The following is a 14,081-nucleotide window of genomic DNA, read 5'->3' as shown; positions in this document are numbered from 1 at the left end:
ATGTTCCATTAAGGGCCAGCTGCTGCTTAACCTAGCGTCAAGCAGCGTCAACGCTGGCTGTTTTGTCTTGAGATTTACTGAACGCGGATCCAGGTCTGCGTGCGCCAGAAGGGGCCGATGGAGCCACGCACTTCCAGCTTTTTGCCGTCTTCGATGGGCGTCAGCCGCACGGTGTAGGTCTTGCCGTTTTCGGGGTCGAGAATCTTGCCACCCTCCCAGACTTCCTTGCCCTCGGCCTTTTTGACGCCGCTGATCAGCGTCATGCCCACCATGGGCTTGTCTTTCAGCTCGTCCTTGCACTCGGTGCACAGCTGATTGGGGTCAGCGCCTTTGCGCAGCAGCGCTTCGACCTTGCCAGAGACAATGCCCCCCGCTTCGGTGATCTTCACCTGCGCCTTGGGCGTATTTTCTTTCTCGTCCATGCTGCGCCAGGTGCCTACGGGCGACATCTGCGCCAATGCAGTGGACATGCCGCCCGCTACCAAAACAAGAGCTGCTAGTGCTTTAATCTTCTTCATTTCCAAGTCCTTTAAAAGTAAAACAAGGGATGAATCAGCGCATGCAGCTACGCTTTCAATAGCGCGACTGCATGGCTTGCGGAGCTTCAGGCCAGAGCGGCGTCGGTGTCCATCAGCGACTGGCTGCCTGCACGGGCGGTGCACATCAGCGTCAGTGTTTCGGGGAACAGCTTGGCAAAGTAAAAACGTGCGGTCTGCAGCTTGCCCAGATAGAAGGGGTCGGCATTGCCAGCAGCAATCTCGCGCAGAGCCACTTGCGCCATGCGGGCAAACAGGTAGCCAAAGACCAGGTGACCGGCCACGCGCAGATAGTCCACAGATGCCGCGCCCACGTCGTCGGGGTTTTGCATGCCCTTGAAACCGATTTCGGTGGTGAACTTGGTCATCTGATCGCCCAGCATGGCGATGGGCGTAATGAACTCGCTCATCTTTTCATTGACGCCCTCTTCCTCCACCAGCTTGCCAATCAGCTTGCCAAACTTCTTGAGCGTGGCGCCCTGGTTGCCCAGGATCTTGCGGCCCAGCAAGTCCAGCGCCTGCACGCCGTTGGTACCCTCATAAATCATGTTGATGCGGTTATCGCGCACAAACTGCTCCATGCCCCATTCGGTGATGAAGCCGTGGCCGCCATAGACCTGCTGGCACATGGTGGTGGAGATCCAGCCGTTGTCGGTGATAAAGGCCTTGACGATGGGCGTGAGCAGCGCGACCAGCTCTGCACTGTCTTTGCGCACTTTTTCGTCAGGGTGGTTCAGTTCGGTATCAATCAGCAGTGCGCTGAAGGTGGACAGCGCGCGGCCGCCTTCGGCATAGGCCTTGGCTGTCATCAGCATGCGGCGCACATCGGGGTGCACGATGATGGGGTCCGCTGGCTTGTCTTTGGCCTTGACGCCAGACAGCGAACGCATCTGCAGCCTGTCCTTGGCATAGGCCAGCGCGTTCTGGAACGCCACTTCGGTCAAGCCCAGCGACTGGTTGCCCACGCCCAGCCGGGCGGCATTCATCATCACAAACATGGCTTGCAGGCCCTTGTTGGGCTCACCCACCATGGTGCCGATGGCGCCATCGATATTGATCTGCGCCGTGGCATTGCCGTGGATGCCCATCTTGTGCTCCAGCGCACCGCAGAAGATGGGGTTGCGCTCGCCCAGGGAGCCATCGGCCTTGATCAGGAACTTGGGCACCACAAACAGGCTGATGCCCTTGGAGCCCACAGGCGCATCAGGCAGGCGGGCCAGCACCAGATGCACGATGTTTTCGGTGAAGTCGTGCTCGCCAGCGGAGATGAAAATCTTGTTGCCGGTGATCTTGTAAGTGCCATCGGCCAGCGGCTCGGCCTTGCTGCGCAGCAGGCCCAGATCGGTGCCGCAATGCGACTCGGTCAGGCACATGGTGCCCGTCCACTCACCGCTGGTCAGCTTGCCTAGATACGTCTTCTTCTGCTCGGGTGTACCGTAAGCATGCAGGGCTTCATAGGCTCCGTGGGACAGGCCGGGGTACATGGTCCACGCCTGATTGGCGCTGTTGAGCATTTCATACAGCGCCGAGTTCAGCACCATGGGCAGGCCCTGACCGCCGTATTCGGGGTCGCAGGACAATGCAGGCCAGCCACCCTCCACAAATTGGGCATAGGCTTGCTTGAAGCCTTTGGGCGTAGTTACCTCATGCGTGGCCTTGTCCAGCGTGCAACCCTCGGCATCTCCGCTGATGTTCAGCGGAAAGGTCACATTGGCCGCAAACTTGCCAGCCTCTTCCAGCACCGCATTGATGGTGTCTACATCCACCTCGGCGTGCGTGGGCATCTGCTGATAAGACTCAGCGACCTTGAAGACCTCATGCATGAGGAATTGCATATCACGCAGTGGCGGGTTGTAGCTGGGCATGTGTCGTCTCCTGAGGTAGTTGCGCGTTGGATAGGGTTGCTAGATGGACTTGTCGCTTGCCGTGTGGGGCGTCAGGCCGCTGGTGGCTCACTGGCGTAGCGCGCCAGAATATTGTTGAAGCCAGCATGGGCACGCTCGATCGAGCCTTCGCTGTGCAAGAAGCGGGCTTCGTAGTGCAGAGCCAGAATCAGGCCGTGAATTTCAAACAGCAACTGGCTTGCATCGGCATCAGCACGCAGGTCGCCACACTCCTGACTCTGCTCAATCGTGCGACGCATGGCAGCCAGCCAGGTGCTGACGGACTCGACCAGCGCATCGCGCACAGGCCCGGTGCGGTCGTCAAACTCCACGGCACCGCTGATATAGATGCAGCCGGAATCAATCTCCATGGAAGTGCGCTTCATCCAGTTTCCAAACAGCTCACGCAGACGCGGTATGCCACGCTCTGCCTCGATGGCTGGGTAGAACACTTCCTGCTCAAAACGGTCGTGGTATTCATGCACCACGGAAATCTGCAACTCTTCACGCGAGCCAAAGTGAGCAAACACACCTGACTTGCTCATACCCGTAAGTTCAGCAATCGCACCGATGGACAGGCCTTCCAGACCTATATGGGTTGCCAAATTAAGAGCAGCCTCCACAATCGTGGCCTTGGTTTGCTGGCCTTTTGCCAATGAGCGTCCCGAAGTCTTGACGGCAGGCTCAGCGCCCTCTGCCTTGGGGCTAACAGCAGCTTGCGCAGCGGGCGGCGCCTTGCGAGACTTGGCTGCAGTCTTTGCGGGCATCTCTGGATTATTCAGCCCGGCACTCCCCTCTACGCGGCCAGCCAAATGCGCCGCATCCCGGCTAGCGGGAGAAGTTGAAGAACGGGGAACGGAAGACGAAACCATGAAATTCCCAATAAAACGAACGTTCGTTCTATTTTGCACAGTTTCTTTATCGATTCAGGCGCATAAAGGGTAAACACTTATCCTTTCTTGCAAAGGATTTCCCTAGCTGCACCATCCTCGCCACCATGAAAAAACGCCGCCAGTCCTGCGACTGCGGCGTTTTTCATGACGGGAAAGTCGCTGGACTTAAACCACGACCATCATGGCCAGGCTTGCATCCAGGTGCTCCGTCGGCAGGCGGCGGAAGCCCGAGCGGGCATAACGCTGCAGACGGCCCAGCGCAAACGCAGTCAACACGCTGGCTGCTACCGATGCTTCAGCCGTAGGAGCGGAAGAACCCATAGCACCCGCTGCAGGGCGCAGGCACTGGCGCAGGGTGGATTCAATGCGGTCAAAGAACTGGTTCATGCGCGTTTGCAGGCGCTCGTGCTCAAACACGATGGCATCGCCCACCATCACACGCACCATTCCAGGGTTCTTCTCACCAAACTGCAGCAGCAGAGCGATCACGCGGTTGGCATTGCGCGCGCCTTCGATAGGGTTGTGCGGTGCCTCTGGCACATCACGGCCTACGATTTGCTGCACCATGGAGAAGACAGACTGCTCGATGAATTCAATCAGGCCTTCAAACATCTGGGCCTTGCTGGCGAAGTGGCGATACAGAGCCGCCTCGCTCACGCTCAGATGGGCAGCCAGGGCAGCCGTTGTAATGCGATCGGCACCGGGCTTTTCCAGCATGGATGCCAGGGCCTGCAAGATTTGCTCACGGCGCTCGCCAGGCTTGGGACGCTTGCGCGCAGGGGCCAATGCAGGAGCGACGGATGTGTCCTCAGTTAGATTTTCGTTATTGGAAACAGGCGACAGGACTTCAGACTCAGACATAGGCGACTCAGTATTTATTAGCAATTTTCTCACAGCCAGTTGCACTGTTAAGCACACGACTCCCTAATCGGCAGGCTTTCAGGTTTGCAAAACCGTACTTAATCCGGTTTTGTGGTCTCCGCGCCTGAACATTCAACCCACCGCTCTCACCACCTCCCAAGCGTAACCGAGAAATCACCCTTGCAGACCTTCAGATAGATCATGGCTACCTTCTGAAACTGTTTGAACTGGAATTTCAAGCCTTACTAATAAGCCTTTACCCAAACTACCGTCGGCAAAACTCAGAACGCCTTGATGGAGTTGAGTAATCTCATCGGCAATCGCCAAACCCAAACCCGTGCCCTCTTCCACCACACCCTGAGCGCGATAAAAGCGCTGGGTAATCTGGCTGCGCTCTTCCTCGGGCACACCGGGGCCATCGTCATCAACCTCGATATAGGCCCATTGCGCCACGCCGGGCATATTGAGCAGCGTGACATCATCCGTACCCACAGGCTGCGGGCGCAGTCCGCAAAGCAGCGTGACACGGCCACCTTGGGGCGTGTATTTAATGGCGTTTTCCACCAGGTTCGAGACCAGCTCACGCAGCAACCAGCTATGGCCCCAGACAGAAGCTGGCTGAACTTCCAGCCCAAAGTCCAGACCCTTGGCTGAGGCCCGGTCGATAAAAGTCTCCAGCATGCTCTCGCACAGGTCTTTGAGATCGACCTCTTGCAGAGGCTGCACCTCGGCATTGCGGGCATCCGCACGCGACAGAGCCAACAACTGGCGCGTTAGCTGAGAGGTACGCCGCGTGGCATCACGCAACTGCTCAATCTGCTCCACATTCAGCACCACCTGCGCCTGCCCGCCGCTACGCTTGGCAATGCGCTGCGCCTCTTGCGCGCTCAGCGCCCAGGCCTCTACCTGCGCCTGCAAGGCCGCCAGTGGCGTGCGCAACTGGTGGGCCGCATCAGCCACAAAGCGGCGCTGACCTTCGGCCTGCGCATTGACTAAAGAGAAAAGGCGATTGAGCGCACGCACCAGCGGGCGCACTTCAGCAGGGGATGTCTGCTCATCAATAGGGCTGAGGTCGCGCGGTGAGCGGCGCTCGACCGCCTGAGTCAGCTTATGCAGCGGCTTGAAGGCCCGGCTGACCGACCAGTAAATCGCCACGGCCGCCCCGGCAATCAGCAGCAGATTGGGCAGCAGCACATGCATGATCAACTGGCGCACCCATTGCTGGCGCACATCACTGCTATCCGCCAGCATGACGACCATCTCACCCGCGCCATAGGTCTCGGCCTTGAGCACCCCCACGCGATAGGTCACTCCGTCATGCTCCTGGCTGTGAAATTCCGCCGTGCCAGTAGCCGGAACATCAAAGCGTATCCAGGCATCGCCCGCAACCACATTGCCTTGCAGATCGCCAATGGCATAACCCACTTCATCGCCCTGATTGCGCAAAAAATCCTCAACCGAGGGAGTCAGCGACACCAGCGGCGGCGTGCCATCGGCAATCGACGGGGCTAGAACCGAATCCGCCAATGCGGGCAGCAATCGCAGCAAGCGCTGGTCATGCTGGGTAGAAGCCTCATCCGCCGCGCTGTAGCTGAACCAGCCGCCCATGGCCCCCAGCAGCATCAGCGGCACCAGAAGCAAAACCAGCAGACGAAAACGCAGATTGGCGGTCATTAATACGTATGTGAATAAAGAGGCTGATAGCTCTATTTTTCATAGCTGCCAGCGCATTATTAATAAAGAATTAAGAGATAAAGCTATCTGAAATCAATATCAATCAAGCGCAAGCAGCTATCAGTTTGATGAATCAAAGCAATTTAATCAAAGAACTTCAGGCATCAACTCCAACCGATAACCAAAGCCACGAATAGAGCGCAAAGCCACGCCATGCGGCTCCAGTTTGCTGCGCAGACGCGAGACATAAACCTCTACGGCATTGGGTGTGATTTCACGGTCCCAGCCCGTCAGCGCCTGCAGCAATTTCTCTTTGCTGGCAGGCTTAGGCGCATTGAGCAACAGATACTCAAGCACCGTCCATTCGCGCGGACCCAGATCAATCGCCAGCAGCTTGCCTTCGTTCTCACCTTCTTGCGGTGCCTGACGGGCACCAGCACGGCGACCCGCCGTATCCAGCTCAATACAGCCAAAGTTCAGCACAGCAGACGTTGCGGCCTGCGAACGGCGCATCAGCGCCCGCAGACGCGCCAGCAGCTCGGGAAGCTCAAAGGGCTTGACCATATAGTCATCCGCCCCCCAGTCCAGCCCCTGCACCCGATCCTGCAGCGCATCACGCGCAGTGAGGATCAAAACCGGCATGGCCTTGCTTTCCACCTCGCTGCTGCGCAGGCGGCGGGTTAGTTCCAGCCCGTTGATGCCTGGCAGACCGATATCGATCACCGCTACATCAAACGCCTCCTGAGCCAGCACCTCCAGAGCACGCTCAGCACTACCGACCCAGTCCACGGCATAACCTGCATCGGACAGACCCAGCTTGATACCGCTGGCCACCATCACATCATCTTCCACCAGAAGCAAACGCATAAAGTCCTACCTAGCTCAAAAACAAAAGCCGCCCAAAGAGGCGGCTTGCGGCGGGGTCCTGAGCTCAGGTCCGCCCGGAAAAGCCCTGTGACGATGTTAACGCTTTATGCGAAAGGCTACCCTGAATGGGCTGCCACACGTCAGGGCCAGACAGGCTCATCAATGGCTACGAATCATCGTGCCATAAGCCTGGTCCGTCAAAATTTCCAGCAGCATGGAATGCGGCACGCGACCATCAATGATGTGAACCGCGTTCACACCGGCCTTGGCGGCATCCAGAGCACCAGCAATCTTGGGCAACATCCCGCCAGAAATCGTGCCATCCGCAAACAAACCGTCGATTTCACGCGCAGTCAGATCGGTCAGCAGCTTGCCTGCCTTATCCAGAACACCCGGAGTGTTGGTTAAAAGCACCAGTTTTTCAGCTTGCAACACAGTCGCCAGCTTGCTCGCCACCACGTCCGCGTTGATGTTGTAGCTCTCGTTCTCTTCACCAAAACCGATGGGGCTGATCACAGGAATGAACGCATCATCCTGCAGTGCCTTCACAACGCTTGGGTCGATCGCGACGATATCGCCCACATGCCCCACATCGTGCTCAATGCTCGGATCCTTGTTATCCAGCATCTTGAGCTTCTTGGCGCGGATCAGGCCGCCGTCACGCCCCGTCAGACCCACGGCCTTTCCGCCGGCTTGATGGATCAGACCCACGATGTCCTGCTGCACCTCACCAGCAAGCACCCACTCCACGACTTCCATGGTCTCTTCATCCGTGACACGCATGCCCTGAATGAACTCCCCCTTCTTACCCAGACGCCCCAGCGCCGCTTCAATCTGAGGCCCACCACCATGAACCACCACCGGATTGATACCCACCAACTTGAGCAGAACCACATCTTCTGCAAAGTCGGCCTGCAGAGCCGGATCGGTCATGGCGTTACCGCCATACTTGATAACCATGGTCTTGCCATGAAACTTACGGATGTAGGGCAGTGCCTGCGCGAGAATTTCGGCTTTGTCGCGAGGGGCGATGTGGGTGATGGGGTCCATGGGTACGAGTGCCTGCGCAAACAGGTTTTTGCAAATTGAAAATAAAAGGCCGCTGATAAGCGGCCTTGCCTTCTATGGGAATTTTGCCTCATCTGAAGGATGGATACAAAGAAGGATAGTCTTTCAGTGAACCGTTGGATGGCTCATCAACTGCCGAGTTGCCTTGCTGCTCACGCGCATCACCTCGTCGCTATCTGATCGAACGTACCCACTGACTAGCTGAGTCAGTACATTGTTGATCAACTCCGCATCTCCTGCTTTCGCTCCAGCTCGCAGCGTCAAAAGGTGAGGCAGCAAACCGTCCCAAGACAAGAATTGCTCGTGCGCTTTCATAATCCGAGCATGCTCCGTTGTTTCCGGGTTATCGCCAATGAGAAGTTCTTCGTAAAGCTTTTCGCCAGGCCTCAAACCAACAACCTTGATCTCGATATCTCCAGATGCGTGCGCCTCATCCTTAACAGTCAAACCAGACAGCTGAATCATCCGACGAGCCAAGTCAACGATCTTCACTGGTTTCCCCATATCAAGGACAAACACATCACCACCATCGCCCATGGCTCCAGCCTGTAACACCAACTGTGCTGCCTCCGGAATAGTCATGAAGTAGCGCGTCACGGCAGCATGTGTCACCGTCAATGGCCCACCACTACGCAATTGGCTGCGAAACAGCGGCACCACACTGCCACTGCTACCCAGCACATTGCCAAATCTCACCATGCAAAAACAGGTGCGATTTACAGTGGTTCGGCCTGCGGGCTGTTCATCGATGGGCGTAAAGTCCACGCTCGGTACCGCAGCCATAGCCTGCAGCACCAGCTCTGCCATTCGCTTACTGCCCCCCATTACGTTGGTAGGTCGCACCGCCTTGTCGGTAGAGATGAGCACAAAGCGCTCCGCCCCCGCCTCCATCGCCACACGCGCTACATTGAGTGTGCCAAAGACATTGTTCAGAATGCCTTCCGCTGGGTTCTCTTGCACGAGTGGCACATGCTTATAAGCCGCAGCATGATAGACCGTGTGAGGCATGTGCTCTTTAAAAATAGCGCGCAGGCGGCGCAAATTTCGGATACTCCCCAATCGGGGCATCAACTGCACACTCAACCCATGCTCCTTGCACAGCAGTTCCAGTTGGTGATGAATCGAGTAGAGCCCATATTCGTTGTGCTCCACCAGTACCAATGCCTGCGGATTCTCCATGATGATCTGCCGACACAGCTCACTACCAATGCTTCCGCCAGCCCCCGTCACCAGCACCACCTTGCCACTCAAATTTTTGGCCAGCAGTTGCTGATTGGGGGCAACCGGATCGCGCCCCAGCAGATCCTCAATATCCAGCTCCTGAAAATCCGCCACCGTCACCTTGCCCGAGGCAAGATCCAACATGCCAGGTAGAGAGCGCACATGCACAGGCAACAACTGCAGTTGATCGATTATTTCTCGACGTCTCTGGCGATTCAAGGAAGGGATTGCCAGCAAGATGTTGGAGATATTGTGATTTTGAATAAATTCAGCCACATCAGCAGGATCAATGATGGGGGTTCCGTTGATAGTGCGCCCGATTTTATCTGGATCCTCATCAACAAATCCGCGCACTGAAAATTCACGCATCACGTCTAAAGCAGATGCTGTCTGCACTCCTGCTTCGCCTGCACCATAAATCAACAAATGCTTTTTGAAAAGCGAGTCATGCTCGGCATCACTCCCCCCAGATAACCAGTAGCGCGCAAAAATACGCCAGCCCCCTGCTAACAGCAGGAATAAGATAGGCTGAATCAAGCCTATGCTGCGTGGAACCCCATCCCAGCGCATCCACAGCAAAATCGCAAAGAAGAAGATGCCGTAGATGAGAACAGAAGTCGCAGTGGCCACAACCGCTGGCATACCGGCATAGCGGAAGATTGCGCGGTACAGGCCCATGCGCACAAAAACTGGTACGAACAGCACCACAGCTAAGCCATATACGAAGTCCTGCTGCAATATTGGCCAGCCTGTCTGATCTATGCGTAAATAAAAAGCCAGCCAAACAGCCAGCAAAGCCATGATCAGATCCACACTAAAAACCACCGCCTGCTTCGCCAAGCGAGGCAATGTGAGGAGAAGCGCGACCATCGACTGCAAACGCCGCATTCTCTACTCCGTTCTGAATGCTGAAACCGACGATAAAAATGCACCAGGTAGCACTTCTACGCCACATCCCAGAGCAGCGCCTGCCTGCATCCAAGCCCCTGCACCCAATTGGGTTCCGCCAGCCATGGCTGATGCCACACCGAGATGTCCATAATTCCCAACAACACAATTGTGATCAACCACTGCACCGCTATTCACAATCACTCCCACTCCAAGCTTTGCTTCAGTACCAATAATAGATCCCGCCATTATCGCACTGCCAACTCCCAATTCTGCACTTGGAGAAACCGTGGCCCGCGGATGAATCACTGATGTTAACGTATAGCCTGCCTGCATAAGCTGTTGCTGCAACTGCTGACGTAATAAATTATTCCCAATGGCAACAATGGCAACATCCGCAGCCTCACGCCACGCGGCCATATCCTGAGTTCCACCAAAAACTGGAAATTCCCAGACATTTTTTGCCTGGTCATCCAGGAACCCAGACAAGGTAAAGCTGCCAGATGCCAAGGCGGCCTCTGCAACAGACTTACCATGCCCACCAGCCCCTACAATTAATAAGCGCATCATTTCCTCAATTCAAACGGTCAGTGCGTAATTCCATCACGACTCAAAACTTTCACAAAAGTCAGCCACAGAATCCGAATATCGATCCACAGCGAGTGATGCTTCAGATACTCGGCATCCAACTTGACCTTCTCCGAAATTGGTAATTCATCACGCCCATTCACTTGAGCCCAGCCAGTTAAACCAGGCACCAAGGTATGAACACCAAGCTCCGTACGTTGCTCAATCAAATCCTGCTGGTTAAACAACGCAGGACGCGGCCCGACAAAGCTCATATCACCAACCAGAATACTCCAAAGTTGCGGCAACTCATCTAGGCTACTCTTTCTCAAAAAACCACCTATTGGTGTTAGATGAGCTTTTGGATTAGCCAACAAATGCGTAGCCACAGCAGGAGTTCCCGCGCGCATACTACGGAACTTGGGCATCTTGAAAATTTTGTTATTACGTCCCACTCGATCAGACCAGTATAAAACTGGACCAGCAGAAGTCAGCCCAACCCCTAAGGCTACGATTAGTATCGGAACAGCCAAGACTAAAACAGCAGCCAATGCCACCAATAAATCAAAAATTCTTTTCACTCGCGCCTCCTTCTGCAGCCTTCTTTAGACCTTCGTCAAGCGAAAGAGGCGGATTCCATCCCAATAATCGTCGTGTTTTTTCAATATCTACCTGCAAAGATCCACATAAACGGATTGCAATCTCCCGCCGCCCTAGCGCCGTCGCCGCCATTCGTAAAAAACTACTAGGTATCGGTACTAAACGTGCCGGATTGCCCATCGCCTTCCCCATACGGCGCAACAGCTCAGTGGTGGAAACATCTTCGTTATCGGATACAAAAAAAACTTGATTAGAAGCTGCAGGATGATTTACACATATCAATATCAAGTCAACAAGATTGTTGATGGAAACTAGACTGCGTCGATTATTAATAGAACCAAGTGGCAATGGTACACCACTTCTAATCCACCGCATGAGCGAACCAAAATTACCGGGCGCCTTGGGCCCATAAACTAATGGCGACCTAATTATAACAATCTCAATACCCGTTTCAGCAGCCAATATTTGAAGCCCCAGTTCAGCCTCGTACTTCGACATAGCATATGGAGAATGTGGCGCAGCCGTATCAAACTCAGTGAAAGGATGCAAAAAGGTCTCAGCACCGTTCACACCAATGGAACTTAGAAATATGAACCTTCTCACACCTGCCTTAACAGACTGCCTCGCCAAATTCAATGTCCCATCAACATTGATCCGGCGAAACTCTTGCAATGGATTTATTGCCTTATCATGCAATATATGCGCTCTCGCAGCGCAGTGAATAACAGTCGATTTCCCCTTGACAACAGATGACCAGTCAGTTCCCCCATCAATCTCATTAATCACATGCTGAAATACTCGTTTCGGCCACAATTCATTCAATTTTCTGACCGCAACATCCAACTTCACAGACTCTTCACTTTTCAGCAGTTGCGTCAGAATCTCACATCCAACAAAGCCTGAAGCGCCAGTAATTAAAATACTTGACATAAAATCTCAAATAGTTTTATCACGAAGAAACAATTTATACAAAATATTTCGCAAATAATTTGGCATCAAGCGAACAAAAAAACGAACTATAACATTATAAAAAAATATCCAAATACTAATAAACCCCTCTCTAAGTATTCGTTTCTGCATATTAAATTCAGTCACAAAATAATTAAAGCCTCCTCTGCGAGAAACCATGCTTCGGCCAGCTCTTGCTCGAACCAAAGGTTCTGATATATTTGACATCCTATATCCATTCATAATTAATTTAATCCACAATGCATAGTCCTCATTTAATTCATCAAATGGATACCCACCAACACCAGAAACAGCATTTTTACGAAAAATCACCGTCATATGATTCATTGGATTTTTGAATCGAGCAGCTGATGCTATTTCAGCGTGCGTTAACTTTACTTTGCGCATCGCATATGGCTCATCTGGATTAGATTCAAACTCAACAATGCTTGAACCCAAAACATCCACATCAGGATTATTTTTTATGAAGTCGATCTGTTTAGAAAATCTATTTCTTTCGCATATATCATCGGTATCAAATCGAGCAACCCACTCACTATCACAATATTGAAGACCAGAATTCAATGCTCTCGCCAATCCAACATTAGTGGGCAATCTAATGATAGTCAAGGGCATTACGCGAGAAAACTCCGCAACGACCTCATCTAGCGACGATGGAATCGGGCCATCACACACTAAAACAACCTGATCAGCCTGCAGCACTTGCTCCAGTAAACTCTGAAGAGCTTGCCTCAAAAAAGCCGGCTGCTCTTTCTCATATACAGACATCAGGACCGACACACTAAATTTCGAATCATTCAAAATCATACTATCTCTAGTTAAATTAGAAAAATAAAATTAATGCAATTAAATATTACGCAAAAACATTTAATTCATTTTATAAAACTTTGTAGAAAAATTTTACGAAATCCAACAAATAAAACAAGATAGATCATCATATTAAAGTATGCACCGATCCAACCATGAAACAAGTATACAAACGAAAAACACATTAAATATAGAAAATATTTTTCGCCAGCGAACTTCAAAATAAAGATTGCAGGAATAACCGTGATAGCTAACAAGTAAATCAAAAACACTAGCGATTTTTCTTTCAACACAAAAAACCAGCCAGCTATTCCTGGATTAGTTGAGTATGCCAAATTATCTGAGCCGAAAAATTCACTCACCATATACCTATTTAGTTGAAATATCTCAACCCCACTAAATTTCAACCAAATCCATTGAGGAAGTCCATCCATCCAATAAGGAATAAATTTATCTGCAGAGTATGATTCAAATAGAAAATTTGAATTTTCACTTAACAAAGCAACATGCCCGAACATTTGAAATCTATTTATAAGATATCCAAAGCTCTCAAACATGTAATTAAAATAACCAACTTCGCGCAAATAAATCAATGCATTATCAAAACCTTCTCCCGATCTGATTGACCATTTAACACTAACCAATATCGGAAAAATTAAAACCCCAACAAAAATAACTCCGCACACATAAAAAAATCTTTTCCAACTAATTTCGAAAGGATATTTTTTAATTAAAAAAATTATTGCAATCAAAAATAATCCGCCCATCCACCCCCTCATTAAAGATGAAACTATATAGACTGCAGAGTTAATAACAAACCACCACCTTGACCTTAATCCAGGAGCAGCTATCAGATAAATAATTTCAGGCTGAATAATAGAGAATAAAATTCTCAAAAGAACCATACCCTCTACAGAATCCTCAACTCCCGCAATATTAACGCCATACATATAGCTATAAATAAAATATGCAAGCTGAATAATCAGAACAAATAAGCCCACCCTATTACCAAGACTAAATACAGATTTAACTCGAGCAGATTGATAGGAAAAATAATAAATAAATAAAACAAAACAAAATGAAAAAAATAGAGCAAGACTCGTCAAAAAAACATCCTCCAGCTCAAAAACATACTGCTGAGAGTCAACACCCAATGGAGCTCCTGTCAAAGCAACCATTAGCGAATACGCATTAGCGAAAAAATAAATACCAAATAAAATCCAAAATGGATTTGCAATGAACAATTT

13 protein-coding genes are annotated in these 14,081 nt (G+C 51.8%); all 13 read right to left on the bottom strand.

All coding sequences use genetic code 11. The features are described 5' to 3' along the window. Positions 1–74 precede the first annotated feature (74 nt). The 13 genes from RSF91_RS05520 to wzy all read right to left on the bottom strand — a co-directional run bounded on the left by RSF91_RS05520 (position 75) and on the right by wzy (position 14,078). Positions 75–518 (bottom strand): DUF2147 domain-containing protein, encoded by a 444-nt coding sequence (locus RSF91_RS05520; protein ID WP_332567474.1) that lies wholly within the window; start codon positions 516–518, stop codon positions 75–77. Positions 519–604: 86 nt separating this feature from the next. Continuing rightward, on the bottom strand, positions 605–2,401 hold the full coding sequence (locus RSF91_RS05515; protein WP_332567473.1) for an acyl-CoA dehydrogenase C-terminal domain-containing protein: 1,797 nt from the start codon (positions 2,399–2,401) through the stop codon (positions 605–607). Positions 2,402–2,472: 71 nt separating this feature from the next. After that, entirely contained in the window at positions 2,473–3,291 is an 819-nt protein-coding gene (locus RSF91_RS05510) for a TetR/AcrR family transcriptional regulator (protein ID WP_332567472.1), read from the bottom strand. 186 nt (positions 3,292–3,477) lie between these two features. Further along, positions 3,478–4,173, bottom strand: a complete 696-nt coding sequence (gene slmA / locus RSF91_RS05505) for a nucleoid occlusion factor SlmA (RefSeq protein WP_332567471.1) — start codon at positions 4,171–4,173, stop codon at positions 3,478–3,480. Between the two features lie 174 nt (positions 4,174–4,347). Next, on the bottom strand, positions 4,348–5,847 hold the full coding sequence (locus tag RSF91_RS05500) for a sensor histidine kinase (RefSeq protein WP_332567470.1): 1,500 nt from the start codon (positions 5,845–5,847) through the stop codon (positions 4,348–4,350). A 147-nt stretch (positions 5,848–5,994) separates the two neighbouring features. After that, positions 5,995–6,714, bottom strand: a complete 720-nt coding sequence (locus tag RSF91_RS05495; RefSeq protein ID WP_099735648.1) for a response regulator transcription factor — start codon at positions 6,712–6,714, stop codon at positions 5,995–5,997. 159 nt (positions 6,715–6,873) lie between these two features. Beyond that, positions 6,874–7,764: an acetylglutamate kinase gene (gene argB, locus RSF91_RS05490; RefSeq protein ID WP_332567469.1), complete on the bottom strand. Its 891-nt coding sequence runs from the start codon at positions 7,762–7,764 to the stop codon at positions 6,874–6,876. A gap of 123 nt (positions 7,765–7,887) precedes the next feature. Continuing rightward, positions 7,888–9,891 (bottom strand): polysaccharide biosynthesis protein, encoded by a 2,004-nt coding sequence (locus tag RSF91_RS05485; RefSeq protein WP_332567468.1) that lies wholly within the window; start codon positions 9,889–9,891, stop codon positions 7,888–7,890. 3 nt (positions 9,892–9,894) lie between these two features. Further along, positions 9,895–10,458 (bottom strand): PglD-related sugar-binding protein, encoded by a 564-nt coding sequence (locus RSF91_RS05480; protein ID WP_332567467.1) that lies wholly within the window; start codon positions 10,456–10,458, stop codon positions 9,895–9,897. Positions 10,459–10,478: 20 nt separating this feature from the next. Continuing rightward, positions 10,479–11,039: a sugar transferase gene (locus RSF91_RS05475; protein ID WP_332567466.1), complete on the bottom strand. Its 561-nt coding sequence runs from the start codon at positions 11,037–11,039 to the stop codon at positions 10,479–10,481. After that, a complete protein-coding gene (locus tag RSF91_RS05470; protein ID WP_332567465.1) occupies positions 11,023–11,988 on the bottom strand; it encodes a UDP-glucose 4-epimerase family protein in 966 nt (321 codons plus the stop codon). Before RSF91_RS05470 ends, RSF91_RS05475 begins: the two co-directional genes overlap by 17 nt. 6 nt (positions 11,989–11,994) lie before the next feature. Next, positions 11,995–12,834 carry a glycosyltransferase gene (locus tag RSF91_RS05465; protein WP_332567464.1) on the bottom strand — a complete coding sequence of 280 codons (840 nt, stop codon included), beginning with the start codon at positions 12,832–12,834 and terminating at the stop codon, positions 11,995–11,997. A gap of 65 nt (positions 12,835–12,899) precedes the next feature. Then, positions 12,900–14,078 (bottom strand): oligosaccharide repeat unit polymerase, encoded by a 1,179-nt coding sequence (gene wzy, locus RSF91_RS05460; protein ID WP_332567463.1) that lies wholly within the window; start codon positions 14,076–14,078, stop codon positions 12,900–12,902. Positions 14,079–14,081: the final 3 nt, after the last annotated feature.

The organism is Comamonas sp. (assembly GCF_036643215.1).
In the GTDB taxonomy this organism is placed as follows: Bacteria; Pseudomonadota; Gammaproteobacteria; order Burkholderiales; family Burkholderiaceae_C; genus Comamonas.
This window is presented reverse-complemented; position numbering and strand designations above follow the sequence as displayed.

Coding starts and splice junctions, on each gene's coding strand:
- RSF91_RS05485 (WP_332567468.1), bottom strand. CDS start 9,891: ATGCGGCGTTTGCAGTCGATGGTCGCGCTTCTCCTCACATTGCCTCGC.
- RSF91_RS05470 (WP_332567465.1), bottom strand. CDS start 11,988: ATGTCAAGTATTTTAATTACTGGCGCTTCAGGCTTTGTTGGATGTGAG.
- RSF91_RS05465 (WP_332567464.1), bottom strand. CDS start 12,834: ATGATTTTGAATGATTCGAAATTTAGTGTGTCGGTCCTGATGTCTGTA.
- RSF91_RS05480 (WP_332567467.1), bottom strand. CDS start 10,458: ATGCGCTTATTAATTGTAGGGGCTGGTGGGCATGGTAAGTCTGTTGCA.
- RSF91_RS05520 (WP_332567474.1), bottom strand. CDS start 518: ATGAAGAAGATTAAAGCACTAGCAGCTCTTGTTTTGGTAGCGGGCGGC.
- slmA (WP_332567471.1), bottom strand. CDS start 4,173: ATGTCTGAGTCTGAAGTCCTGTCGCCTGTTTCCAATAACGAAAATCTA.
- RSF91_RS05515 (WP_332567473.1), bottom strand. CDS start 2,401: ATGCCCAGCTACAACCCGCCACTGCGTGATATGCAATTCCTCATGCAT.
- argB (WP_332567469.1), bottom strand. CDS start 7,764: ATGGACCCCATCACCCACATCGCCCCTCGCGACAAAGCCGAAATTCTC.
- RSF91_RS05495 (WP_099735648.1), bottom strand. CDS start 6,714: ATGCGTTTGCTTCTGGTGGAAGATGATGTGATGGTGGCCAGCGGTATC.
- RSF91_RS05500 (WP_332567470.1), bottom strand. CDS start 5,847: ATGACCGCCAATCTGCGTTTTCGTCTGCTGGTTTTGCTTCTGGTGCCG.
- RSF91_RS05510 (WP_332567472.1), bottom strand. CDS start 3,291: ATGGTTTCGTCTTCCGTTCCCCGTTCTTCAACTTCTCCCGCTAGCCGG.